Origin of the sequence: Bradyrhizobium sp. Arg237L (assembly GCF_029990105.1) — a bacterium.
Taxonomy (GTDB): Bacteria; Pseudomonadota; Alphaproteobacteria; order Rhizobiales; family Xanthobacteraceae; genus Bradyrhizobium.
Map to the genome: position 1 here is coordinate 43,744 of NZ_JAQMIL010000012.1, position 23,862 is coordinate 67,605.

At 64.1% G+C, this 23,862-nt stretch carries 18 protein-coding genes and 1 pseudogene; 10 read left to right on the forward strand and 9 right to left on the reverse strand.

Annotation, left to right across the window (positions count from 1 at the left end; genetic code table 11):
• Nucleotides 1-16 precede the first annotated feature (16 nt).
• Nucleotides 17-1,024 (reverse strand): N-acetyl-D-Glu racemase DgcA, encoded by a 1,008-nt coding sequence (dgcA, locus tag OZ411_RS09745; RefSeq protein WP_282527768.1) that lies wholly within the window; start codon nucleotides 1,022-1,024, stop codon nucleotides 17-19.
• Between the two features lie 137 nt (nucleotides 1,025-1,161).
• Between dgcA and OZ411_RS09750 the strand changes: the two genes are divergently transcribed.
• From OZ411_RS09750 to OZ411_RS09760, 3 genes are all read left to right on the forward strand, one after another.
• Nucleotides 1,162-2,295 (forward strand): ABC transporter permease, encoded by a 1,134-nt coding sequence (locus OZ411_RS09750; protein ID WP_130583981.1) that lies wholly within the window; start codon nucleotides 1,162-1,164, stop codon nucleotides 2,293-2,295.
• Between the two features lie 2 nt (nucleotides 2,296-2,297).
• Nucleotides 2,298-3,071 carry an ABC transporter ATP-binding protein gene (locus OZ411_RS09755; protein WP_130583978.1) on the forward strand — a complete coding sequence of 258 codons (774 nt, stop codon included), beginning with the start codon at nucleotides 2,298-2,300 and terminating at the stop codon, nucleotides 3,069-3,071.
• A 117-nt stretch (nucleotides 3,072-3,188) separates the two neighbouring features.
• Nucleotides 3,189-4,061, forward strand: coding sequence for an MlaD family protein (locus tag OZ411_RS09760; protein ID WP_282527769.1), 873 nt, complete (start codon nucleotides 3,189-3,191; stop codon nucleotides 4,059-4,061).
• Between the two features lie 76 nt (nucleotides 4,062-4,137).
• Here the strand turns inward: OZ411_RS09760 and OZ411_RS09765 are convergent, their stop codons facing one another.
• The 3 genes from OZ411_RS09765 to OZ411_RS09775 all read right to left on the reverse strand — a co-directional run bounded on the left by OZ411_RS09765 (nucleotide 4,138) and on the right by OZ411_RS09775 (nucleotide 11,524).
• Entirely contained in the window at nucleotides 4,138-4,779 is a 642-nt protein-coding gene (locus OZ411_RS09765; protein WP_282527770.1) for an RES family NAD+ phosphorylase, read from the reverse strand.
• A 43-nt stretch (nucleotides 4,780-4,822) separates the two neighbouring features.
• On the reverse strand, nucleotides 4,823-5,503 hold the full coding sequence (locus OZ411_RS09770) for a hypothetical protein (RefSeq protein WP_282527771.1): 681 nt from the start codon (nucleotides 5,501-5,503) through the stop codon (nucleotides 4,823-4,825).
• Nucleotides 5,504-5,668: 165 nt separating this feature from the next.
• The gene (locus OZ411_RS09775) at nucleotides 5,669-11,524 is read right to left on the reverse strand and encodes a negative regulator of septation ring formation (RefSeq protein ID WP_282527772.1); all 5,856 of its coding nucleotides are present in this window, start codon (nucleotides 11,522-11,524) and stop codon (nucleotides 5,669-5,671) included.
• Between the two features lie 391 nt (nucleotides 11,525-11,915).
• Between OZ411_RS09775 and OZ411_RS09780 the strand changes: the two genes are divergently transcribed.
• Nucleotides 11,916-12,293 carry an Hpt domain-containing protein gene (locus tag OZ411_RS09780; protein ID WP_130582204.1) on the forward strand — a complete coding sequence of 126 codons (378 nt, stop codon included), beginning with the start codon at nucleotides 11,916-11,918 and terminating at the stop codon, nucleotides 12,291-12,293.
• Nucleotides 12,294-12,432: 139 nt separating this feature from the next.
• The gene (locus tag OZ411_RS09785) at nucleotides 12,433-12,753 is read left to right on the forward strand and encodes a 2Fe-2S iron-sulfur cluster-binding protein (RefSeq protein ID WP_130582205.1); all 321 of its coding nucleotides are present in this window, start codon (nucleotides 12,433-12,435) and stop codon (nucleotides 12,751-12,753) included.
• Here OZ411_RS09785 and OZ411_RS09790 read toward each other — a convergent pair.
• On the reverse strand, nucleotides 12,750-13,214 hold the full coding sequence (locus tag OZ411_RS09790) for a thioesterase family protein (protein WP_130582206.1): 465 nt from the start codon (nucleotides 13,212-13,214) through the stop codon (nucleotides 12,750-12,752). The two genes, OZ411_RS09785 and OZ411_RS09790, sit on opposite strands and share 4 nt — an antisense overlap.
• 193 nt (nucleotides 13,215-13,407) lie before the next feature.
• On the opposite strand from OZ411_RS09790, the gene OZ411_RS09795 reads away from it, so the two are divergent.
• Nucleotides 13,408-14,436: an NAD(P)/FAD-dependent oxidoreductase gene (locus tag OZ411_RS09795; protein WP_282527773.1), complete on the forward strand. Its 1,029-nt coding sequence runs from the start codon at nucleotides 13,408-13,410 to the stop codon at nucleotides 14,434-14,436.
• Between the two features lie 208 nt (nucleotides 14,437-14,644).
• Nucleotides 14,645-15,187 (forward strand): DUF2147 domain-containing protein, encoded by a 543-nt coding sequence (locus OZ411_RS09800; protein ID WP_282527774.1) that lies wholly within the window; start codon nucleotides 14,645-14,647, stop codon nucleotides 15,185-15,187.
• 93 nt (nucleotides 15,188-15,280) lie between these two features.
• Here the strand turns inward: OZ411_RS09800 and OZ411_RS09805 are convergent, their stop codons facing one another.
• Both OZ411_RS09805 and OZ411_RS09810 read right to left on the reverse strand, forming a co-directional pair.
• Nucleotides 15,281-16,249, reverse strand: a complete 969-nt coding sequence (locus OZ411_RS09805) for an SDR family NAD(P)-dependent oxidoreductase (RefSeq protein WP_282527775.1) — start codon at nucleotides 16,247-16,249, stop codon at nucleotides 15,281-15,283.
• Nucleotides 16,250-16,310: 61 nt separating this feature from the next.
• Nucleotides 16,311-17,072 (reverse strand): SDR family oxidoreductase, encoded by a 762-nt coding sequence (locus OZ411_RS09810; protein WP_282527776.1) that lies wholly within the window; start codon nucleotides 17,070-17,072, stop codon nucleotides 16,311-16,313.
• A gap of 163 nt (nucleotides 17,073-17,235) precedes the next feature.
• Here OZ411_RS09810 and OZ411_RS09815 point away from each other — a divergent pair, with 163 nt between their 5' ends.
• On the forward strand, nucleotides 17,236-17,853 hold the full coding sequence (locus OZ411_RS09815) for a TetR/AcrR family transcriptional regulator (RefSeq protein WP_282527837.1): 618 nt from the start codon (nucleotides 17,236-17,238) through the stop codon (nucleotides 17,851-17,853).
• 101 nt (nucleotides 17,854-17,954) lie between these two features.
• On the opposite strand, the gene OZ411_RS09820 is transcribed toward OZ411_RS09815, so the two are convergent.
• A complete protein-coding gene (locus OZ411_RS09820) occupies nucleotides 17,955-19,895 on the reverse strand; it encodes a hypothetical protein (RefSeq protein WP_282527777.1) in 1,941 nt (646 codons plus the stop codon).
• Between the two features lie 188 nt (nucleotides 19,896-20,083).
• Nucleotides 20,084-21,169 (reverse strand): YbhN family protein, encoded by a 1,086-nt coding sequence (locus tag OZ411_RS09825; RefSeq protein WP_130582212.1) that lies wholly within the window; start codon nucleotides 21,167-21,169, stop codon nucleotides 20,084-20,086.
• A 405-nt stretch (nucleotides 21,170-21,574) separates the two neighbouring features.
• Here OZ411_RS09825 and OZ411_RS09830 point away from each other — a divergent pair, with 405 nt between their 5' ends.
• Nucleotides 21,575-22,081 (forward strand): ferritin-like domain-containing protein, encoded by a 507-nt coding sequence (locus tag OZ411_RS09830; RefSeq protein WP_130582214.1) that lies wholly within the window; start codon nucleotides 21,575-21,577, stop codon nucleotides 22,079-22,081.
• 277 nt (nucleotides 22,082-22,358) lie between these two features.
• Nucleotides 22,359-23,789: pseudogene (locus OZ411_RS09835) on the forward strand (MFS transporter).
• Nucleotides 23,790-23,862 lie beyond the last annotated feature (73 nt).

Below are 23,862 nucleotides of genomic sequence, written 5' to 3' on the forward strand. Positions count from 1 at the left end.
TCAAAAAGGGGCTCCATCAGCCCCAGAGCGCGGCCTCCGCCGGATAGACGAGGCTGCCGTCGTAACGCAGCCTATGGTCGCGGTCGCGCGCGAGCAACAAGGGGCCATCGAGATCGACGAAGCGCGCCTGTGGCGTGAGCAGCATCGCCGGCGCCATAGCGAGCGAGGTCGCGACCATGCAGCCGACCATGATGTCAAAGCCGAGCGCCTGCGCGGCATCCGCCATCGCGAGCGCTTCGGTCAGGCCGCCGGTCTTGTCGAGCTTGATGTTGACCGCGTCGTAGCGGTCACGGAGCCCCTCCAGCGAGGCGCGTGCATGCACGCTTTCGTCGGCGCAGACCGCAAGCGGCCGCTTGATCTGCGCCAGCGCCGCATCGTTGCCGGCCGGCAGGGGCTGCTCCACCAGCGTGACGCCGGCGTCCGCGCAGGCGCCGAGGTTGTCGGCGAGGTTGTCCGCCGTCCAGGCCTCATTGGCGTCGACGATCAGTTCGGCGTTCGGCGCCGCCCTGCGTACCGCTTTGATACGCGCGCCATCGCCGTCGCCGCCGAGCTTGATCTTGAGCAGCGGCCGGTGCGCGGCCCTGGCGGTCGCTTCCGCCATCGCTTCCGGCGTCCCCAGCGAGATCGTGTAGGCCGTGGTGCAGAGGGCTGGCGCACTGCGCCCGAGCAGGTTCCAGATCCGGCTGCCGGCCCGCTTGGCCTCGAGGTCCCACAGGGCGCAATCCAGCGCGTTACGGGCGGCGCCTGGCGGCATTTGCGTCTGCAGGGCTTCCCGGTCCATGCCGGCCGCGAGGGGTTCCTGCATCGCCTGGATCGCCGCAAGCGTCGCCTCCGGCGTCTCGCCATAGCGCGGGTAGGGCACGCATTCGCCGCGGCCGGTCATCCCATCCAGGCTGACCTCGGCCACGACGGTAACGGCCTCGGTCTTGGCGCCCCGGCTGATGGTGAAGGCGCCCGCGATCGGCCAGCGTTCGATAAAGGCGGCAAGCTGTCGCGTTAGGCGCGCGGATCGGCTGGAAGTCATTTCAAAATCCCGCAATTTCTGGACCGTGCGCTTGCGAGGCGCTACCAACTATGGCTGGTTAGGGCCAGATTCTACAAGGCAATGCGGCGTTCGAATTCCTATCTTTCGAACGAGCCAACCAGCCTGGGGTGGGCATTTTGAACGGCGACCCGACACTGGAACGGATAGCACAGAGCGACGGCCTTGCCCTGTGCGCCGCAGGGCCGTGGACGGCCCGTTTTGCGCCCGTGCTGGAGCGGATGGTGGCCGATGCGGAAAAACTCCGCGGCACCCGTCCTGACATCTTCATCGACGTCTCCCAGGTCTCCAAGCTCGACACCTTCGGCGCCTGGTTGATCGAGCGGCTCAGGCGCAGCCTGAGCCATGGTGGCGGCGAGGCGATCATCGCCGGGCTCTCGGAAAACTATTCGAGCCTGGTCGACGAGGTGCAGCGGGTGAAGGAAACGCCGGAGGCCGAGACCGGCCCGGTCTCGATCACGGCCATGCTGGACCAGATCGGCCGGGTGGTGGTCGGCATCGGCGGCACGATCATCGGATTGGTCGACATGCTCGGCGCCGTGCTTGTCGCGAGCGGGCACGTCTTGATCCGCCCGCGCTCGTTCCGCCTGACCTCGACCATCCACCATCTGGAGCAGGTGTGCTGGCGTGCGGTGCCGATCGTGGTGCTGATCACCTTCCTGATTGGCTGCATCATCGCGCAGCAAGGCATCTTTCATTTCCGGAGGTTCGGCGCCGACATCTTCGTGGTCGACATGCTCGGCGTGCTGGTGCTGCGCGAGATCGGCGTGTTGCTCGTTGCTATCATGGTTGCCGGACGCTCGGGCAGCGCCTACACCGCCGAGCTCGGCTCGATGAAGATGCGCGAAGAAATCGACGCGCTACGCACCATGGGGTTCGATCCGATCGAGGTGCTGGTGTTGCCGCGCATGCTGGCGCTGGTGTTGGCGCTGCCGATCCTTGTCTTTCTCGGCGCAATGGCCGCGCTTTATGGCGGCGGCCTTGTCGCCTGGCTCTATGGCGGCGTCGATCCGGAAGCGTTCCTGCTGCGGCTGCGCGACGCCATCTCGATCAATCATTTCATCGTCGGCATGGTCAAGGCGCCGGTGATGGCGGCCGTGATCGGCATCGTCGCCTGCGTCGAGGGGCTGGCGGTGCAGGGCAGCGCGGAATCGCTCGGCCAGCACACGACGTCATCGGTGGTGAAGGGCATCTTCTTCGTCATCGTGATGGACGGCGTGTTCGCGATCTTCTTCGCGTCGATCGGGATGTGACCATGGTGGTGCAGCCCATTTCCGACGCCATCATCCGTGTCCGCGACGTCACGGTGCAGTTCGGCAGGACCCGCGTGCTCGACGGTCTCGACCTCGATGTGAAGCGCGGCGAGATCCTGGGCTTTGTCGGGCCCTCCGGCGCCGGCAAGTCGGTGCTGACGCGCACCATCATCGGGCTGGTGCCGAAGGTGTCGGGACGCATCGAAGTATTCGGCATCGACCTCGATGCCGCCAGTTCCAGCGAACGGCGCCGGGTCGAACGGCGCTGGGGCGTCCTGTTCCAGCAGGGCGCGCTGTTCTCCTCGCTCACCGTGCGGCAGAACATCCAGTTTCCGGTGCGCGAATATCTGAGGGTCTCGCAGCGGCTCTTGGACGAGATCATGGTGGCGAAACTCGTGATGGTCGGGCTGAAACCCGAGGTCGCCGACCGCTATCCTTCCGAGCTCTCCGGCGGCATGATCAAGCGCGTAGCGCTGGCACGCGCGCTCGCGCTCGATCCCGAGCTCGTGTTCCTGGATGAGCCGACTTCGGGCCTGGACCCGATCGGCGCCGGCGAGTTCGACGAACTGGTGCGCACCCTGCAGCGGACTTTGGGGTTGACCGTTTTCATGGTAACCCACGACCTCGACAGCCTATATACCGCGTGCGACCGCATCGCCGTTTTAGGGAACGGTAAGATCATTGCCGCAGGATCGATCGCCGACATGCAGGCATCGCAGCACCCTTGGCTGCGGCAATATTTCCATGGCAAACGCGCCCGCGCCGTCATCGGCTAGCGCATGGTCCCGACAGGTGGAAACCGGTTTTCGGACAAGATCATGCGCGAGAGAAAAGGATCAGTGACGGTTCCGCCACGGCGGAGCCTGAGCTTGGACGAGTAGCTGGAGTCATCGATGGAAACCCGGGCGAACTATGTCCTGATCGGCGCCTTCACGCTGGCGGTGATTGCGGCTGCGTTCGGCTTCGTGCTCTGGTTCCAGAGCTTGCATACCACCAAGCAGCGCAGCCCCTTGCGGGTGATCTTTGAAGGCCCGGCCTCGGGTCTGCGCAACGGCGGTAATGTCAATTTTAATGGTATCAGGATAGGGGAAGTCATCTCGGTAAGGCTCGACAATCCACGTCGCGTGGTCGCATTCGCGATGGTTGAGAACAGCGCGCCGATCCGCAAGGACACCCTGGTCGGCCTCGAATTCCAGGGGCTGACGGGCGTTGCCGCGATTTCGCTGAAGGGCGGCGAGGAGACGGCGCCCCCGGTGCCGCTCGATGAGGACGGCATCCCCGTGCTGACCGCCGATCCCAGGGCGCTGCAGGACGTCACCGAAGCGATCCGCGCGACGCTGCAGAACGTCAACCGCATCGTTGCCGACAATCAAGAGTCGGTGAAGAACTCGCTGCGCAATCTCGAAACCTTCACCGCGGCGCTCGCGCGCAATTCCGAGAAGATCGACAACGTGATGTTGAGGGTCGACGGCGTGATGGGCAAGGCCGACAACCTCATGCTCGGCCTCAACAGCATCGCCGGCGGTGATCGCGGCGGCGAACTGGCTCAGATGGTGAAATCGATCCGCGAGCTCGCCGAAGATTTTGACAAGCGCTCCGGCGCGCTGATGGCCGACGGCCGCAGGACGCTCAGCGACATCAGCCGCGCCGTGAACAACCTCGACCGCAACCCGACCCGGCTGTTGTTCGGCGCCGGCAGCAGCAACAGCAATGCATCCGAACCGCCGCCCCCGCCGAGGTCGGTAGGGCCGGAACGCAGGCGATAGTGATCGGTGGCGGGTAGGGACGCGTCGGATTCTCGGAGAAAGCTGATACGCTGGCGCTTGATCTACTGGCCGTTTCCTACCTTCCGCCCACAATGTCGACTCCGATCCGTTCGGCAAGGGCCAGCAAGTCCGTGTAGACGGTGACGTCGGCCAACACGCTGCATGGATCTCGACTTGGCAAGAGGTCGGCCGCGGCGAGGCGATCCCCGAAGAGAACGATTGCAAACGCGCGATCATCCTGCCGCGACACCCAAAAGAGTCCCTCGGCGCCAGGGCACGCAGCGTGGATGGCCTCGGCCCATTTCCGCGTGTCCGGGTATTTGTCCTTCTCGGTATCAATGAACTCGTTGCGCTGGATGTCGAGCTTCCGGAGTGCCGTTCCGCTCAGGTCAGCCAGATTGAGGTCTCGTTTCGAAGTCAGTTGCGAATAGGCCTGATCGGTCAGCTTCCACTTGTCGAATGTCTTCAGTCCCGCGCTGAAGGGGACGTCATGGAAGACAGTCTCCATGGCAGCACAATCGAATGTCGTGCCGCCATAGAGCGTGGGGATATTTGCGCCGTCTGAAGCCTTGATCGGGCTGAACCGCGCGTTGCCTGTCAGACCCGGATTGAACTCACTGCTCCCGTAGATTTTCAGATGGATTCGATGAATGACCTGGCCTTTCGGCCAAGTCACTGTCTTCACCAACTTGGCCAGATCGCCGGGCGGTGCCGGCACGACCGATGGCCGAGCCGCCGCATGGCCGGCCCCGGATTTCCGTTTAGCCATGCAGTACGCCGGCTACCTCGTCCTCCGCCGCGGCGATCACGCGCGCGGGCTGGTCTATCAGCAAGTCCTGCGGTCGCTTGCCGCCAAGGAAGCTATTGACCGAGGCAAACCAGTAAGCGAGGCCCCAGTCATCCTTCCGCTCGCCGAATACGGCCAGCACCTGCGCAAAGCCTTTGGCCGGGCGATAGTCGGTCGAAGGATGCAGGGCGTAACCTGGAAAATAGTCCACACCGCGATGGCGTACGGCGAAGATCTGTCCGTCCCTCTTCCATTTATTCGGCTGGGCGCTGGGATTGCTGGCACTAAATCCTGCGATCTCAGCGATCTGTGCCGCGGTTAACCAATCGCCGCTCTCGAGCACAGCCCTGCGCGCTTCAGCCGTCATGCGGGCTTCGACCAGCTTGTGCCGAGGAAGGGGGACCTCCGGGACGAGCGCCTCTATGATCGAATGGAGCGCTTCATCCTGGCGGCGCTCAAGAATGGTCCGGACCAATGGCGCGAGATTGGCGACCGTCTCCGCAAGCGCTCTGACGGCGGCCTCGTTCCCGTGCTCCAACGTCAATGCGATGACGCGCTCCGCGTGCAGGCGGCCAAGTCTGGTTCGGACCTGTTCCGGCGTCCCGCTCAATGTTCCGATGCCTGACAGCTCAATGGTTTTGTCAGCCGTGGCCATGGGTTCCAATCCGGCTAAGGTTAGCGTGATTATCTATATATCACGATAACCTTCCTCATCAAGGGGCGGAGCACCGGCTGGGCGCCTTGATGATAATGAAAACAAAAAACGGAGGCCGAAGGCCTCCGTTTCGCTATTCGCTATTCGCCACTCGCTATTCGCGTCTCACCCCAACCGCCCCGCGGCATGCGCGAGCAGGGTGTACACCAGACCCGTCTCCGAGGTGAGGTGGTTGCGCAGCGACTGCGGGCCGCGGTCGTCGCGGGCGACTTCGTCGAGCAGCCGCTCGAACTCGGCGATGTAGCGGTCGACCGTCTGCTTGAAGCCGCGATCGGAGCGGTATTTGCGGGCGACCTCGTCGAAGGCCTTCTGGCCGGCCGGCGTGTAGAGCCGCTTGCTGAACGCCTTGTTCTCGCCGCGCTGGTAGCGATCCCACATCTCGGCCGCGAGGTTGCGGTCCATCAGCCGGCCGATGTCGAGCGACAGCGATTCCAGCGGATTGGCGGCGGCAGCCTGCGGACGGGGACGCGGCGCTTCGCGGGGCGCGGGGGCAGGGGTCTCGCTGCGGTTGAGCAGGTCCGACAGCCAGCCGTCACGGCCGTTATCCGGGGGCGTCGCCGGGCTGACCGGCGGCGCCTCGGTGCGGCGCGAGGCCGGCGCCGGCACGCCGAGGTCCGGCGGCGGCAGGGTCGATGCGCTGCCATAGTCGCCGCGCATGCGGACATCGCTTGTGCGACCGCCGGCGGCAGCGACCATCACGGTCTCGTCCTGGCGCTGCGCGCTGGCCCGGCTATTGGTCGCGACGTCGAGCCCGCGGCCGTGCTGGGCCACGATGCGGTTGAGTTCGGCCAGCGCCTCGATCTGGTCGACGATCACCTTGCGCATCTGAGCGGTGTTCTCCGCGGCCTCCTGCGGCATCTCGAGCACGCCGCGGCGCAGCTCGGTGCGGGTTGCCTCGAGCTCGTTGTGCATCTCGGCCGCCATCTGCTTCATCGACTGCACCATCGCGGAGAACTTCTCCGTCGATTCCTTGAACATCGCATCCGTTTCCTGGGTGCTCTGCTGGTACAGGTCGCTCATCGCGTCGAGCGTCTGCTGCCGCTCGTTCTCCGCCGCAGTGCGCACGGCCTCGAACTGGCGGCTGATCGCCGCCGAACCGGCGCCGGCGGTCTCCGCCACCACGCGGGCGATGTCGCGGGCGCGCTCCTCGGCCGCGGCGAGCGATTCATCGAGCAGGCCGGTGAAGCGCGATAGTCGCTGGTCGAGATCCGTGGTGCGCAGGTCGATGGTGGTGACCAGCGATTCCAGCGTCGCCTTGCGTTCGGCGATCGAGCCCGTGGTGTTGCGGTTGCTCTGTTCCACCAATGCGGCGGCTTCGACCAATGCGCGGCCGTGGGTGTCGAACTGGGTCGAGAGCTCGCCGAGGTCCTCCAGCGCCTTCTGGGTCTTGCTGTTGAACACCGTGAGCTGGTCTTCCAGGGTCTGGGTCGCAACGCCGTTGCGCGAGGTGACGTCGTTCATCGCCGAGACGAAGTCGGCGACGCGGGTCACGAGCGCGCGCTCGAGCGAGTTGAGGTTGTCGTGGGCGCCGGTGAGCACCTCCTGCAAGAGGATGTTGCCCTCACGCAGCCGCTCGAACAGCGCCACCGTATCCGTGCGCAGGATCTTGCTGGTCTCCTGCATCTCGGTGACGGCGGCAATCGAGACCTGGCGCGACTGGTCGATCGCCGCGCGCGAGGAGTGCTCGAGGTCCTTCAGCGACTTCGCCACCGCGCCGGTCGCAAGGTCGCCGGCGGAGGTGATGTTGCGCGCGACTTCGGTGCCGTGACTCGCCATCGTCTGCGCGAAGGTATGGCCGCGCATCTCGATCGACTTCAGCGCGTCCGCGGTGGCGCGGTCGATATCGGTGGCGAGCTGCGCGCTCTTGTTGGTGAGCGCTTCCACCAGTGTACCGCGACGGGTATCGACCATGTGTGCCAGCCGCTCGGCCTGCTGCTGCACATAGGTGACGATCTCGTCGGTCTTGCTGGTCATGGTCGAGCCGAACTGGCTGGAGGCGGCGAGCACCGAACGCTCGATGTCGGCGGACGTCGTCTTGACCTTCGAGGAGACCTCGTTGGCGGCGGCGACCAGCGAGCTGTGCGCGTTCTGCGCCGAGATCTGGATCGTGTCGGTGGTGTTCGCCGTGACGACAGCGAGCGAGCGCTCGATCTGGACCGAGATGGCCTGGATCTGATTTGCCGCGTCGGCGGAGGTCGACGTGAACGAGGTCTGCGCCTCGCGCGCGCTGCTCAGGATGGCCGCGGCGGTGTCGGCGCCGACTGCGGTCAGTGTCCGCTCGATATCGATCGCCAGCGACTTGGCGTGGTTGGCTGCCTCCGACGATCCGGTGATCAGTGTGCTCTGAACGTCGCGGGCAGCCGAGGTGATCGACTCCGCGGTGGCCGCGCCAGCCATCGACAGCGAGCGCTGCATGTCAGCGACCAGCGTCGTGACGCTGTTTGCAGCTTCGGTCGATGCGGCAACCAGCGTGTTCTGGGCCTCGCGCGCGCCTGAGGTGACTGACTCCGCGGTGGCCGCGCCGGCCATGGACAGCGAGCGCTGCACGTCAGCGACCAGCGCCTTGACGGTGTTTGCGGCTTCGGTTGACGCGGAAACCAGCGTGGTCTGCGCCTCGCGTGCGCCTGAGGTGATCGACTCTGCGGTGGCCGTGCCGGCCATGGATAGCGAGCGCTGCATGTCGGCAGTCAGCGTCGTGACCGTGTTTGCAGCGTCGGTTGAGGCCGCAACCAGCGAGCTCTGCACGTCGGCGGTTAGCGTTCGGACTAGGTTTGCCGCCTCGGTCGAGGCCGACGTGAGCCTGTTCTGCGCCTCACGGGCGCTGCTCAGGACTGCCTCGGCCGTCGATGTGCCTGCGGCAGACAGCGAGCGCTCCACATCGACCGAGAGTGCCTTCACCTGGGTGGTGATGTCGGTCGAGGTTGTCGTCAGCGTGCTCTGGGCCTCGCGTGCGCTGGCAACGACTGCTTCCGCCGTCGAGCCGCCCGCAAGCGTGAGCGAGCGTTCGACATCGCCCGCCAGCGATTTGATCTGGTTCGTGATGTCGGTCGATGCCGCGATCAGCGTGTTCTGCGCTTCGCGCGCACCGGTCGTGACGGCTTCGGCGGTGGCGGTGCCGGCGAGCGTCAGCGAGCGCTCGACGTCGACGGCCAGCAACTTGACCTGGCTTGCCGCGTCGGTGGAGGCGCTGACCAGCGCAGTCTGGGCCTCGCGTGCTCCCGACAGGATCGAGGCAGCGGTCGCGCTGCCGACGGTCTGCAGGGTGCGCTCGACATCGGTCGACAGCGCCTTGACCTGGGAGGCGACCTCGCCCGTGGCCGCCATCAGCGAGGCCTGGGCATCGCGGGCGCTGGACAGGATCGAGCTTGCGGCGCCGGCGCCGACTGCGGTCAGCGCGGCCTCCACTTCGCCGGCAGTGAGCTTGAGCTGCGCGCCGACGTCGGAGGAGACCGTCAGCAGCGACTGCTGCGCGGTGCGCGCGCCGGTCTGGATGGTCTCGCTGGTGTTGACTACCAGGTTGGTGAGCGAGCGCTCGGCGTCCTCGACATGCGACTTGATGCCGGAGGAGAGCAGTTCAGCGCGCGCCATCAGCTCGTCGCTGGCCTGGCGTCCGCTGCTTTCGATGCGGCCCGCGACCGCCTCGACGCGCGAGCCCAGGAGGTCCTCGAACTGCGCCACGCGGGTGTCGATGTCGCCGGCGATGGCGCCAACGCGGGTCTCGATGCCCTGGTGGATTTCCAGGAACCGGGCCGAGATGGTGTCGGTCAGATGCGCGCTGCGGCCGTCCACGGTTTCGGTGACGCTGGCGATGCGGCGATCGAGCGCCTCGATCGCCTGCGCGGCGCCGTCGGTGAGCGAGGAGGTGAGCAGGCCGAGGCGGGAGTCGATCGACTGGATCGCCTGCGCCGCGCCTTCGGTGAGCGAGGTCGAGAGCATGCCGAGCCGGCCATCGATCGTTTGGGTGACCGAGCTGGTGCGAGTGTCGAAGGTCTGTTCCAGCGACTTCAGGCGGCCATCGATCGACTCGTCGAGCCATTTGAGGCGGCCGTCGAGCGAGTTGTCGAGGAAGCCAAGCCGGGTCTCGAGCGAGGCGTTGAGCGTGCCGAGCCGGTTCTCCAGCGAGCTGTCGAGCGTGTTGACGCGGCCGCTGAGCGCGTTGTCGAACATGGCGAGCTTGCTGTCGAGCGACGAGTCAAGGCTGGTGACGCGGTCGCCGAGCGTGGTCTCGAACTGCAAGAGGCGCTGGTCGAGGGTCGCCGTGATCTCGCCGCTGTTGGAGGTGAGGCGGGTGTCGAAATTGTCGACATAGTCCTTCAGCGTGTTAGCGATGTCCTCGGTGCGCTGGCCCATGCGCTCGACGATCTCGCCGCCGAACATCTTCACGGTGCGGTCGAATTCCGCGATGTGGCGGGTGATCAGCGCGCCGAGTGTGCCGGAGTCGCGGGCGAACTTCTCCGCCAGGTCCGAGCCCTGGTTTTTCACCAGTTCGTCGAAGGCGCTCATCTGCAGCGAGAGCGAGTCGTGCGCGGTCTCGGTCTGGCTCACCACCCTGGCAACCAGCGAATTGACGGTGACGTCGAGCACTTCGCCCGCCTTGTCGCCGGAGGTGAGGATGTGGCTGGCCAGCCGATTGCCGGCCTCGTCGATCTTGGTGACGAGGTCGCCGCTGCGCAGCTCGAGCTCGAGCAGGAGCGAGTCGGAGGAATTCTTCAGGGAATCGTGCGCCAGTTCGGTGCGCTCGGAGATGCCCTCGACAACGCTCACGGCGCGCTGCTCGAATTCGCCGGTGATGCGGTCGATGCGCTCGTTCAGCATCTCATGGACGCGGTCGGCGAGGTCGACGAATTCGTCGTGGACGTGGCCGGTCTTGAAGTTGAGGCTGCTCGTCAGCCGCTCGGAGGCATCGAGCACCGCGCGCGTGGTCTCGGAGCTGGCTTCCTCGAGCCGGTCGAGCAGGTCGCCGCCGCGCTCGCCGAGCGCAAGGATCATGTTGTCGCCGGCGTGGCTCAACGCCTGGGTGATGTGCTGGCCGCGCTCTTCCAGCGCGCCGGTGATGCTCTTTGCGACTTCGTCGACGCGTGAGGCGATCGCATCCGAGATCAGCGCGATGTCGTGGCGCAGGTCGATCTGCACGCCGGAAATGGCGCTGCGCACCTGCTCGGCCTGTCCGACCAGATTGTCGCGCTGGTGGGCGATGTCCTGCAACAGCGCGCGGATGCGCACCTCGTTGTCGGAATAGGCGCGCTCCAGCGCCGAGACCTCGTTGGCGACCAGCGTCTCGAGTTCGCCGGCGCGTGCGATCGCGCGCTCGATGCCGTCACCCATCGCCGCGACCTCGCGGCGGATCGCCTGTCCGACCGTGACCATGGAATCGCTCGCCGCCCCTTCGGGCTCAGAGAAGCGGATCGCGACCTGCGCCATCGATTGCGCGATCATCCGCATCTCCTGCCCGCGCCAGGCAAGGCTCGCGAGGAAGTAGAACAGCAGCACGGGCGCGAGGAACAGGCAGGCGAGGCCCGCCAGCACCAGGACGCCGCCGCTCTGGCCGATCGCGGCCTGCAGCGAGGACAGGAAGCTCACGGTCAGCAGGCCGCAGCCGACCAGCCAGACGCCGGTGAAGATCGACGCAAAGGTGTAGACGTTACGGGTAGGGCTGCCCTTCTGCAGCGCCTGCAGGAGCTGTCCGATCGCCTCGCGGTCGTCATTGGCGGCGCGCCGGGGGCCGCGCTGCTCCTCGATCGGTTCGAACACCGATCGCTCGCCGCTCGGACGCGGCTCGAACGGAGTTTCGGGGAAGGGCGTGGTCGCAGCAGGCATCGCCGGCGGCGCGGCTTCGCCGCTACTGGTACTGATCACATCGCGGTTGGGCTCGGCACTGTTCTCACCGATGTTCAGAGCTTCCTGAATGGCAGACAGTGCGACTTCGGTGGGATCTTTCACCTTCTTGGGATTGTTCGCCATGTTAAGTCTGAGCCCTCTCAACTAATACGCGTCGGCGATCTTGCGAACATTGTCCCCCGCAAGCTCAAGCCGTCCCGTCCCCGTAAAACGGTACGCAAGCACGCCCGTCGGCCGCTTGTCCGCTACATCCGGAAACATCCTATTGGTTGAGCGATGCGAATGAAATGGCCGCGATTAAGACATTCTTAATCATCGTTAACAGGTTTGTGCCATAAGGCCTTATGCTTCCACATAAATCCCCCGAGCTGACGCCCATTGAGGTTCTACTTTGTCTGAAAAAGGGCAAAGTTGAGGCAAATTTGGCCAACGATCCGTTAACTATTTCCGTGATTGGGTGACGCCCAAACGGCCCTACCGAAAAGGAGGTAGTGGCCGGTCCCTGGATCAGGCCATGCCGCGTCACCTCGAACGGACCCAATGGATAGCTTCGCCGCCGCTCGCCCCCGGTGACGGCCCGATCGATCTCGCACATCTTGCGCGCATGTCGCTCGGCGACGCCGCTCTCGAGCGCGAGGTGCTTTCGTTATTCGTGGCGCAATCGGCCAAGCTGATCGCGGCCCTGGCCACCCTCCCACAGGATGCGCGCGAACTGGCGCACAAGCTGAAGGGATCGGCACGCGCGATCGGCGCTTTCGCTGTCGCGGATGCCGCCGCCGGGCTGGAACACGTCCTGACGAGTGGCGCCGAGCCGGAGGGGCCGCTGGCGGCGCTCACTGACGCGGTCGCGCGGGCGCGGAACGCGATCGAGGCCATCCTCGGCGACCCTTAAAACCCGAATTGACCGGCAACAAATTCGCGTCAAAAGGTTTTGCGTGAGGGGGCCCGGCCGCTGGCGCTCGCGGGATCGACCCGTTATAGGGACTGCCGGGGACCTCATCCAGATCCGTATTCCGGCAGCACGAGCGATCATGGCCAAGATAACTTATGTCGACCATTCCGGGGAAAGACGCACCATCGAGGTGGAGAACGGCGCGACCGTGATGGAAGGCGCAATCCGCAATGGCGTTCCGGGCATCGAGGCCGAATGCGGCGGCGCCTGCGCTTGTGCGACCTGCCATGTCTATATCGACGAAGCCTGGCGCGAGAAGGTCGGCGCGCCCACGCCGATGGAAGAGGACATGCTGGATTTCGGTTTCGACGTGCGGCCGAATTCGCGTCTGTCCTGCCAGATCAAGGTCACCGACGACCTTGACGGGCTCGTGGTGACGACGCCGGAACGGCAGGCCTAATCCAATTGATCCATATCAAGGCCGCGGCGGATCCAGCGCTTTAGGTTAGCCTTCACTTCATCCGTCAGCGGAACCGGCTTTCGCGTGGTTTCGTCGATCAGCACCGTCACCGCCTGCGCCGAGGCCACGCATCGACCTTGCGAGAACACGACCTGATCGAACGTCACCGAGGTTCGTCCGAACTTCACGACGCCGAGTCCGAGCTCGATCGTGCCGGGCCAGTGCAGCTCAGCGCGGAAATGGGTGTCGAGCCGCACCATGATCCAGGCGAGCCCGTCCGGCACCAATCCCTTGCTGGGATCCTTCATCAGCGTGACGCGGCCGGTCTCGAAATAGCTCGCATAGACCGCATTGTTGACGTGCCCATTGGGATCGAGGTCGGCGAAGCGCACATTGTCTGACAGCCGATAGGGATAGTCTTCCAGGCGCGGCGTGGCGTCGGAACGGATCGGGGCATTCACTTGCACAATCTCCAAGGTGGTTCAGCCCGTTACAGCCTAGTTGTCGAGATGCGGCAAGGGGTTGCCGCGGCGCTTGCCGCCCCTATTATGGCGTTCCCGATCAGGCCGTCCCCGATCAGGTCGTCCCCGATCAGGTCGTCCTGGCTCGGCCGGCAGCCTTCCCATTTCGTACTCAACTGACAAAGAAGCGGATATGAGCGAAGCGATCAAAACCGACGTGTTGATTATCGGCGCGGGTCCTTGCGGACTGTTTGCCGTGTTCGAACTGGGCCTCCTCGACATGAAGACCCATGTGGTCGACATCCTCGACAAGATCGGCGGCCAATGCGCCGAGCTCTATCCGGAGAAGCCGATCTACGACGTTCCCGGCATCCCGTTCGTCACCGGCCAGGGGCTGACGGAGTCGCTGTTGGAGCAGATCAAGCCGTTCCACCCGACCTTCCATCTGAACGAGATGGTGGAGACGATCGAGAAGGTCGGCGATCCCGCCTTCCGCGTGAAGACCGATGCGGGCAAGGTGTTCGAATGCAAGGTGGTGGTGATCGCCGCCGGCGGCGGATCGTTCCAGCCGAAGCGGCCGCCGGTGCCGGGCATCGAGGCCTATGAAGGCAGCTCGGTGTTTTACGCCGTGCGCAAAATGGAGCAGTTCCGCGACCGGAACATCCTGATCGTCGGCGGCGGCGATTCAGCGCTCGACTGGACCCTCAACCTGCACCCGGTCGCCAAGCGCATCACGCTATTGCATCGACGCGACGAATTCCGCGCCGCGCCCCACAGCGTCGAGCAGATGCGCGCGCTCGTTGCCGATGGCAAGATGGACCTGAAGCTCGGCCAGGTCACCGGCCTCGAAGGCGAGGCGGGCAGGCTTGCGGCGGCGACGGTGAAGGGCAACGACAACGCAATTACGAAGGTCGAGTGCGATACCATGCTGCCGTTCTTCGGGCTCACGATGAAGCTCGGTCCGGTCGCGAACTGGGGCGTGGCGCTGGAGAACAATCTGGTGCCGGTCGACACCGCCGCCTTCGAGACCAACATGTCCGGCATTTTCGCGATCGGGGATATCAACACCTATCCCGGCAAGCTGAAGCTGATCCTGTCCGGTTTCCACGAGGGCGCGCTGATGGCGCAGAAGGCGCACCGTTATGTCTATCCGGACAAGCGGCTTGTGTTCCAGTACACGACGTCGTCATCGAGCCTGCAGAAGAAACTCGGAGTCGGTTGATTCCAATCAACATATGATTGGTCAATTTCAGCCAAAATATCACCGGTCAGGCCGCGGAGCGGCCGCTGCGGCTATTTGCATCGTTCCGCGCTGCCACTGGAACCTTCCGCGAAATGGCCGTAGTCTTCGCTCATTCGTTTGATGGATTAGTCGGGTGACGACAATGCGGAATTGGCGATTTCGATTTCGGCTGACAGTGCCTGTTATCATGGCCCTCCTGGCGGTGGCCCTGCCGGCGCAGGCGCAGCAGCCGTCGGCGGCGGGCCTGTGGCAGAAGGTCGAGGACGGCAGGCCCGTGATATGGGTGCTGTTCGTCGACCATAACGGCGTCTTCGAAGGCATCATGGCGAAGACGTTCCCGAAGCCCGGCGAGCCCGTCACCGAGGCCTGTACGAAATGCACCGACGACCGCAAGAACGCGCCGTTGCTGGGCATTCCCTTCATCCGCAACATGAAGCGCGACGGATTGAAGTATGAGGAAGGTAACGTGCTCGATCCGCGCGACGGCAAGATCTACAGAGCCAAGATGAGCGTCAGTCCTGATGGCAAGGAATTGACGATGCGCGGCTACATCGGCATCTCGCTGTTCGGCAAGGACGAGACCTGGTACCGCCTGCCTGATACGGCGATCGCGCAACTCGATCCCGCCATCGTCGCGAAATATCTGCCGGCTCAGGCGGCCGCAGTGAAGCCGCCGCCGCCCGCCGCCACGAAGAAGAACATCGGTCCGGCCGGCACGCCTTCGCGCTAGACGGCTACCAGTGGCCTCGGCACGGTTCTGAGAGCCGTCTAGTCGAGCACGAAAGTGGAATGGATTATTGCGTTCAGATGTGGGCGATAACCTTCACGACGCAGCGCTTATCAATTGCTCGCTTTTCGCCCAAAGCTGCTTAGCTTTGTTAGCGTCGAGCGCATACGACCTTACGCCGTCGGCAAACGGGTTGGGCGTGTCATCGATCGGCGCGACTGCGCAATCTTCGAGATAGTGTCCGCCGATCTCGTCTTTGTTAGACACGACTGCGGCCCAGACCGACGTTGCCGTTGCCTGCGGGATTTCTTTCAGCTCTGCTGGCGGAAGACCCGCTTCAGCGCGAGCTTTGCCAACGGTCTCGAAAAGGCCCTGCAAGTCCTCCTGCGAGAAATGGCGGGGGAGATCAGTGATGCTATTCCCAGGCATCACCGAGGCAGCTCGGATGCCGCGATCGCGATGCCGCCGGTCGAATTCTGCTGCGAAGAGAGAAGTGGCCGTCTTCGATCGGCCATAGGCGACAAATGGGTCATATGCCTGTTGGTCGAAATTCGGATCGTCCAGGTCAACATCGGCGACGCGATGAGCCTGGGACGGCAGCACCACCAGGCGCCCGTTATCAGCGAGCAGCGGCTCGATCCGATTGATCAAAGCGAAATGACCAAGATAGTTGGTCCCGAACTGGACTTCGAAGCCATCGATGGTCCGGCCGAACGGAGTTGCCATAACGCCGGCGTTGGCGATGATGGAATCGAACGGCCGGCCGTCAGCCAACAGTTTATCCGCGCAGGCGCGAACGCTCTGCAAGGATGCCAGATCGAGCTCGATCAACTCCAGGCTGCCACCTCGTTGCGACGCGGCGTCACGGACCGATGCAGTGGCCGGCTCAGCTTTAACGAGATCCCTGACCGCGCCGACGACGCTGGCGCCGTGAGAAACCAGTGAGCGGGCGGTTTCGAGCCCAATGCCCGACGATGCACCCGTAATCAGAAATCGCTTTCCCTTGAGATCAACGTCTGAAAGCACCTGGTCGGCGGTCGACTTTGCACCAAACTTCTCGGTCATCTCTTTTCCTTTAAATTCTCGTGTAACGAGTTTTGATCTTCTTCGGCTGATCTTCGACGCTTCAGATTCCGAGACCACCGGCCATATTTACGGTCTCACCGGTGATGTAGCCCGCATGGGGTCCGGCGAGGAAACAGACGGCTTCCGACACCTCTTCAAGGGTTGCGAAGCGACGGATCGGATGCATGTTCAGGAAGGTCTCAAGGTCCGGAAGCTCACCGGCCACCTCCTTGTTCATGTCCGTGGGCATCGCACCGGGCTGCAAAACATTCACAGTGATATTGCGGGGGCCGAGGTCGCGCGCGATACCCCTCGCGTATCCGGCAAGCGCCGCCTTCGTTCCGGCGTAGTCGGCGACACCCTTAAAGGGAACGTAGTCGCCGAGCAGAGAGCCGATAAAGATGATTCGACCACCATCCGTCAGTTTCGACGCCGCCGCGCGAGTGTTGGCGATCGAGCCCATGACGTTGACTTGCCACTGTCGATTGTACCTCTCTTCCTCAAGGCCGGGATCGTCTACCAGCTGGCCCTGAATCGCGATGCCGGCATTGTTCACGAGGATGTTGAGCTTGCCGAGCTCAGCAATCACCGAGTCGATCAGAGGCTTCGCGGAAGTAAGGTCAGCTTGGTCGCTCTTTATAGCAATCGCGCGTACGCCCTTTGTCTTGAGCTTCTTCACGACTGCATCCGCCTTATCAGCCGAGGCCGCGTAGCTGATCGCAACGTCTGCTCCGTGATCAGCAAGCGCCTCCGCCGTAGCGGCACCAAGCCCGCGTGAGCCGCCGGTAACGAGGGCGACCTTGCCCTTCAACATCTTCGACATAGGAATCCTTTCTCTACCCGATCGGAGGTGCCATCTCAGGCCTTGGCAAGCGACAGCGCCTCGTTTTCGTAATGATGATTACGATAACGATTGGTATGGAATCTGGACAGGGGATGTCAAGCGGTTTAGTAATGGCCATTATGAAAAAAGCCGAGTCGATCTGATGGGACGCCATCGCGAATTTGACGTGGAGAAAGCGCTCGACGCCGCGCTATGTGTCTTCTGGCGCAAGGGGTACGAGGGTGCTTCCTACGCTGATCTGACCGAGGCTACTGGAGTAGAGAGACCCGCCCTCTATTCTGCATTTGGCAACAAGGAAGCGCTCTTCCGCCAAGCCCTGGCTCGATACGACGAGCAATACTTGGACTACATTCCAGAGGCGCTTCAGCTACCCACAGCGCGCCAAGTTGCTGCGCACATCCTGTACAATGCAGCCGACCTCAATACGCGTTATCCCAACCATACGGGGTGTCTCGGTATCAATGGGGCCCTAGCGGGATCGGATGAAGCGGAACCTGTGCGACAAGCGTTGATAGATTTTCGCGCGGCCGGTCAGGCGCAGCTTCGTGAACGCTTCGAACGAGCGAAGGCCGAGGGCGACTTACCGAAGACGGCCAAATCTGATGCCCTTGCGGCATTCGTGCTGGCTGTCACTCACGGCATGGCGGTGCAGGCTAAAGCCGGCTTCAGCCGCGACATGCTGGAGGCCGTAGCTGAGCAAGCGCTTTCCACGTGGCCTACCGGTAGTTCCACGCTTCCGGAAAGTCATCCTAAACCTTAGGTGAGGAGCGCGCCGGCCGTCGCTTGCGCTTGGCTTCCGCAGTGCTCGCCGCCGCATCGGCCCGCTCCACAGCCCCAGGCGCGGCTGTGGGTCGCCGCGCGTTAGCGCCCGCCGATCGGCTGCACCGGTTCGGAGATCACCTCACCCACGCCGACGTCGAGCCGCAGCACCGCGGCCGCCGCGGGAACGGCGGCGTCCGCCATCGCGGCGTGGCCTTCTGCGGTCGGATGCACCGCGCCGCCATAGACGGCCGACAGGACGCCCCAGGTCGCATCGTGGATGTCGGAGGGTTGCATCGAGGACGGCAGCGCCTGCGGATAGGTCATCGCGGTGAAGTAGCTGTCATTGGCGTCGCGGATCCAGCGTGCGCGCGGCAGGTAGGCGCGATATTCCGAGGCGCTGCGGCCGCACAGCATCGGCTGGCTGGCTGCACTGACGATGTCAGGATTGAAACTCTCGCCATTGGCCGCAAAGCATTGCCGGTCGAATTCCGGATCGGTGGCAGCGCGCGCGCAGAAGCCATGCATCGCGAACGCGTCCTGATGGGCGTCGACGAAGGTCATGCGGTCGGCACGCGGATTGCGACAGAGAATGCCTGACTGGCAGAGCGCCAGCGCCTTCAGCGTTGGAAGAAATTCGTCCTGCACATAGCCGGCCACCGGACCAAGCCGCTGCGGCGCAGCGTTGAAGGAGGGATGGATGTCGAAGCCGGCGCGACCGCCGGGGCAGGGGACGCCGCCGTCCGACAGCGCCGGATTGGCATAGGCCGTATAGATCACGCGCGTCAGGTCACCGCCGACGAGCGGCTTCAGCGCCTCGCGCAGTTTGCCAAAGGATTGCGGCAATGTGCGCCGCAGCGCGTCGCGGGAATCGTCGACGGACGCCAAGACGCCGCCGCGCCGGAACAGCGCGCGCTCCGTCGCAGTATCGACGATCACGTCGGCGACGAGGCCGGAGAAGTAGATGTCGTTGGCGCCGATCGAGAGCAGGAGCAGGTCGAGCTGCCGATCCGGCTGGCGGCGCTTGGCTGCCGCGAGCGCATCGCGCAATTCGGCAAGCTGACCGTTGACGCTGCCCGAGCAGGTGTTGCCCGATTTGCTCGGCAGGCACTCGCGGGCCTGCTGTGAGCCGAACAGCCCGTCATTGATGGTTGCGCCCGTGCAGGCGAGCGGCAGGTAGGTCACGGCGATGTGCGGGTAGCGCACCGCGAGCGCAAGCGCCGTGCGCGTCTGGTAGCTGTAGAGCGAGCGATGGCAGGCCGCGTTGAACCACAGCGCGCTGTGCTTCTGCCATACCGAGAGGAAGTCCGGTGCTTCGCAGGCGCGCCCGCCTTTATAGCCGGCGCGGCTCGGCCGGTAATATTGCGCGCCCGCGGTGCCGAGATAGGAGCGGAAGCAGAAGCCGTCGTCCGCCAGCGCGATCGGACGGTCCGGATTGCCCTCGCCGGAGGCGATACTGTCGCCGAGCCCCGCGATGAAGATGTCGCGCACGGCGATCTCGGTGGAGACGCGCTGGGTCGGATCCGAGCCGGCGGAGACGTCGACGGTCGCAACCGTCGTGCGGCCGTAGCGGACCCGCAGGTTCACCGGTTCGGCGCAGTCGAAGGCGGAGCTCTGCGGCCCGTCGCCGTCGTCGAACGACCAGGCGCAGGTGGCGCCGACAGGAATCGGTCCGACCAATCGCACCGTGATCGGATGATCCGTTGGCGTCAGGTAGCTTTCCTTGACGTTGTCGCGGGTGCAGGGCTCGTTGACGCGCCCGGCGAGGTCGATGCAGAGCCGGTTGACGGTGTTGCGCGCCCAGCCGCGGCCGTCGCTCTGCAATTCCAGCGCCTGCTCGGCGGCGAGCACGCTGCGGCCGCGACCGGCTTCGGTCTGCAGCAGGAAGTCGCGTTCCTCGCGGAACAGGCGAAAGCGGTTGCGGACTTCCCACGAGATCTGCAGCGGCTGTTCGGCCGCGGTCTGCGCTTCGGCCGATTGGCTCAGCAGCGCAACCGCCAGCAGCGCGGCGGAAACGATCGAACGGAACGGAATTTTGACCATGGCGCGTTTCACGGCATCGGTGGGGCAGAAATAAGAGAGCCGCGCCGAATTGGCCAGAAAGAATAACGCGTCGAGATCATGATCCGATTGGACGGAATTGGATCATGATCTCATCTCCTTGTTTGAGCACGATCTTTCCGGAAAACCGGTCTCCACTTTTCCGGATCATACTCTAGATAACGTCGCTGTTACCGTTTCAGATGCTTGATCCGTGGCCGGCTCTCGACCGATTGCCGCACGGTGACCTCGGCGGTCTCCGCTCTGAAAGGCGGATCATTGAGCTTGCGCCGGCTGAGCCACGGCTGCACCACGTTGAGCCAGAGCTCGCGCATCCCCATGATCGAGATCGAGATGCCGAAGGGGATCAGGAAGTACAGGATGCGGAACACGACCAGCGTGGCCAGCAACTGCTCCTTGGAGAATTCCGGCAGCGCCACCAGCATCGCGGCGTCGAACACTCCGATCGATCCGGGCGCGTGGCTTGCGAAGCCGAGCAGGGTGGCCAGGATGAACACCACGGCCAGCGAGACGAAATCGATATAGGGCTCGGTCGGCATCAACAGATACATCGCGAGCGCGCAGAAACCGAGGTCGACGACGCCGATCAGGATTTGCACGAGCGTCAGCTTCGCGGACGGCAATACCACCTTCCAGCCGTTCTGGCCGAGCTCGCGGCGGCCGGTGCCGGTCACGAGCCAGACCAGATAGGCGCCGATGCCGGCAAGGCAGCCCAGCCCGATCAGCCGGTTCATGGCCGCCGGCAACAGGTCCATCGAGGTCGCCGCCGCGGGATGCCAGACCATGCCGATCCCGAGCACGAAGAGATTGCCGAGCCAGAAAGTCAGGCCGGAGAGGAAGCAGATCTTGGCGACGTCGATCGCGGTCAGGCCGTAGTCCGAATAGATGCGAAAGCGGATCGCGCCGCCGGTGAAGACGGTGGCGCCGATATTGTGGCCGATGGTGTAGCTGGTGAAGCTGGACAGCGCCGCGATGCGGTAGGGGATATGGGTCTTGCCGATCGTCCGAAGCGCGAAGAAGTCGTAAAAGGTTAACGTGCAGAAGGCGCCGACCACGCACAGCGCGGCGAGCGCAATGCGATGCGGGGCGATCTCGGTCAACGCCGTCAGGACCAGGGCGGTATCGACGCCCTTCAAGGTCCGGACCAGATGGGTCACCGCCAAGACGATGATGATGACGCTCGCGGCGATCCCCAGCCGTTTCCAGCCGATCTTTTCCTTGAAGCCACGCCCAAGCGCGGTCAGCAGCCGATGCATTCGTCCTCCCGGCGGGGCGGCATTCTTAAGAAGGCCCGTTACGTGGTCACATGGGGTAACGGGTGACGGTCAAACGCACCGTGCCCCAGCACCCATAAGGCAAAACGGTAGATTTGTGCAGCCCTTGACAAGCCACGCTTCCGCCTTCGTTCGTGATTTCTGTCATACGCGGTACATATGTCTGGGCATCGGAAAATGTGAGTCGCCGCTGGCGGTCCTGTCGGTTCAATTCGTCGCAACGTTCCGCTGTTCCGTCCCCCGGTTCTTGCTCCGGTTCTTGCGGTTTCGCTGGAACGTCCGTCCATCCAGCCGGTTAGCGCAGGTATCAGCAAGCAGAACATGGCGTTGTGCGGGGGACGAGGAGGTGGCCGCGCGTCATGTTCCCAGAACGAAGGGATACGCGCAATGGGACTCTTCAGTAAAGACATCAAGAGCATGAATGACTTGTTCGTGCACCAATTGCAGGACATCTATTACGCCGAGCAACAACTTGTGAAAGCGCTGCCGAAGATGGCCAAAAAGGCCTCCGATCCGCAGCTCAAACAGGGATTTCTGACCCACCTGGATGAAACCAAAACGCATGTGCAGAGACTGGAGCAGGTATTCCGGATGCATGGCGCCCAGGTGAAGGCGGTTGATTGCCCGGCGATCGACGGTATCATCGAGGAAGCCGACGACGTGGCCGCAGAGGTGGATGACAAGAACGTGCTCGACGCCGCGCTGATCAACGCCGCACAGGCCGCCGAGCATTATGAGATCGTCCGCTACGGCAGCCTGATCGCCTGGGCACGGCAGCTCGGTCGCAACGACTGCGCTTCCATCCTGCAGAAGACGCTGGACGAGGAAAAAACGACCGACAAGAAGCTGACCTCGATCGCCGAAGGCAAGGTCAATCTCAGGGCGGCGGGCTAATCACGAGCCGGCCACGTTTGACTGGGCTGTAGCTCATAAGAGTGTGATTTCCGGGCAAACGCTTCGCTCGCCGGGCGAAAGCCGGTTCCGGATGGTCCGGATCATGCTCTCGGCATTTCGGATATTGAGACAAAAAGCCGCGCCGGAATAATCCGGTGCGGCTTTTTGTACCGGTTGCTGCCACCCGCGATCACCATTCGATCGGTACCGAAATGTATTCGCGAAACGACGGGTTATGTCTGGCGTTGGCTCTCCGTCGAGGTGATCCATGCAAGGCCTGCCGCTCAAGACCCGACAATATGCACAATATGCGGACGTGCCGCCCCGTCCGGCCGAAAAACCCGTGCCTTCGCGGCTCGCGGCCTCGCTGACGCTAGCGGCGATGAGCCTCGGCTACGGCGTGGTGCAGCTCGACGTCACCATCGTCAACACCGCGCTGCATGCGATCGGCGGCGCGCTTGGCGGTGGCGTGTCCGAGCTGCAATGGGTGGTGAGCGCCTACACTATCGCCTTTGCCGCCTTCATTCTGACCGCCGGTGCGCTCGGCGATCGCATCGGCGCCAAACGGGTTTTCATGACCGGCTTCGCGCTGTTCACAGCGGCGTCGCTTGCCTGTGCGCTGGCGCCGGACGCACCGCTCCTGATCGCGGCGCGCTGCATCCAGGGACTGGCGGCCGCGATCCTGGTGCCGAATTCGCTGGCGCTGCTCAGCCATGCCTATCCGGATGAGAGGTCGCGCGGCCGCACTGTCGCGGTCTGAGCGGCCGGCGCCAGCGTGGCGCTGACGGCCGGCCCGTTCCTCGGCGGCGCACTGATCGCGATCATCGGCTGGTGCGCGATCTTCCTGGTCAACCTGCCGATCGGCCTTGCCGGCCTCTGGCTCACCTTCCGCTACGCCGATGAGACCACGCGTTCGCTTTCGCGCGAGGTCGACCTGCCTGGTCAAATCGCAGCGATTGCGGCGCTTGGGTCGCTTGCCGGCGCCCTCATCGAGGGCGGCGCGCGCGGCTGGCAAGACCCGTTCGTGGTCGCAGGCTTTGCGGCGTCCACGGTGCTGAGCGCGCTGTTCGTCTGGCGCGAAGCCCATGCGCCGCAACCGATGCTGCCGCTGTCGCTGTTCAGGCAGCGAATGTTCACGGCGACGTCGCTCGTCGGTCTCCTCGTCAACGTTGCCCTTTACGGGCTGATCTTCGTGCTGAGCCTGTATTTCCAGGAGATCAACGGCCTGTCGGCATTTCAGACCGGGCTTGCCTTCGTGCCGATGATGGGCGCGGTGCTGCCCGTCAATCTGATCGCGCCGCGCATCAGCGAGCGTATCGGCGCGCCCGCGACGATCGGCAGCGGTGCGCTGCTGTCGGCAGCGGGGTGTTTGGCCTTGCTCGGCTTGGGGCCCGACACCGCCTATTGGGCGATCTGCGCACAATTGATCGCGATGAGCAGCGGGCTCGGTCTCTTGGTCCCGCCGCTGACGTCGACGCTGCTCGGCAGCGTCGAGAAGTCGCGCTCGGGAATTGCAGCCGGCGTGCTCAATGCGACCCGGCAGACCGGCAGCGTGCTCGGCGTCGCGCTGTTCGGCTCGCTGGTCGGTCGGTCCACGGCGTTCATCGCTGGCCTGCACACCTCGCTAGTTATCTCGGCCGGCCTGCTGCTTGCGGCCGCTGCCGCGATCATGCTTGGCGCCCTGCGGCGGGACCGGGCCATGGCGTGACCCGCGTCATTGCGCGCGCCGGTTGCGGATTGAGCCGATTTTTGTCGCCGGCTCAAAACTTCGTTCACCATCT

What these genes read in the sequence shown, in the direction of transcription:
- dgcA (WP_282527768.1), bottom strand. Translation starts at nt 1,024, where the DNA reads ATGACTTCCAGCCGATCCGCGCGCCTAACGCGACAGCTTGCCGCCTTT.
- OZ411_RS09755 (WP_130583978.1), top strand. Translation starts at nt 2,298, where the DNA reads ATGGTGGTGCAGCCCATTTCCGACGCCATCATCCGTGTCCGCGACGTC.
- OZ411_RS09760 (WP_282527769.1), top strand. Translation starts at nt 3,189, where the DNA reads ATGGAAACCCGGGCGAACTATGTCCTGATCGGCGCCTTCACGCTGGCG.
- OZ411_RS09770 (WP_282527771.1), bottom strand. Translation starts at nt 5,503, where the DNA reads ATGGCCACGGCTGACAAAACCATTGAGCTGTCAGGCATCGGAACATTG.
- OZ411_RS09775 (WP_282527772.1), bottom strand. Translation starts at nt 11,524, where the DNA reads ATGGCGAACAATCCCAAGAAGGTGAAAGATCCCACCGAAGTCGCACTG.
- OZ411_RS09780 (WP_130582204.1), top strand. Translation starts at nt 11,916, where the DNA reads ATGCCGCGTCACCTCGAACGGACCCAATGGATAGCTTCGCCGCCGCTC.
- OZ411_RS09785 (WP_130582205.1), top strand. Translation starts at nt 12,433, where the DNA reads ATGGCCAAGATAACTTATGTCGACCATTCCGGGGAAAGACGCACCATC.
- OZ411_RS09795 (WP_282527773.1), top strand. Translation starts at nt 13,408, where the DNA reads ATGAGCGAAGCGATCAAAACCGACGTGTTGATTATCGGCGCGGGTCCT.
- OZ411_RS09800 (WP_282527774.1), top strand. Translation starts at nt 14,645, where the DNA reads ATGGCCCTCCTGGCGGTGGCCCTGCCGGCGCAGGCGCAGCAGCCGTCG.
- OZ411_RS09805 (WP_282527775.1), bottom strand. Translation starts at nt 16,249, where the DNA reads ATGACCGAGAAGTTTGGTGCAAAGTCGACCGCCGACCAGGTGCTTTCA.
- OZ411_RS09810 (WP_282527776.1), bottom strand. Translation starts at nt 17,072, where the DNA reads ATGTCGAAGATGTTGAAGGGCAAGGTCGCCCTCGTTACCGGCGGCTCA.
- OZ411_RS09815 (WP_282527837.1), top strand. Translation starts at nt 17,236, where the DNA reads ATGGGACGCCATCGCGAATTTGACGTGGAGAAAGCGCTCGACGCCGCG.
- OZ411_RS09820 (WP_282527777.1), bottom strand. Translation starts at nt 19,895, where the DNA reads ATGGTCAAAATTCCGTTCCGTTCGATCGTTTCCGCCGCGCTGCTGGCG.
- OZ411_RS09825 (WP_130582212.1), bottom strand. Translation starts at nt 21,169, where the DNA reads ATGCATCGGCTGCTGACCGCGCTTGGGCGTGGCTTCAAGGAAAAGATC.
- OZ411_RS09830 (WP_130582214.1), top strand. Translation starts at nt 21,575, where the DNA reads ATGGGACTCTTCAGTAAAGACATCAAGAGCATGAATGACTTGTTCGTG.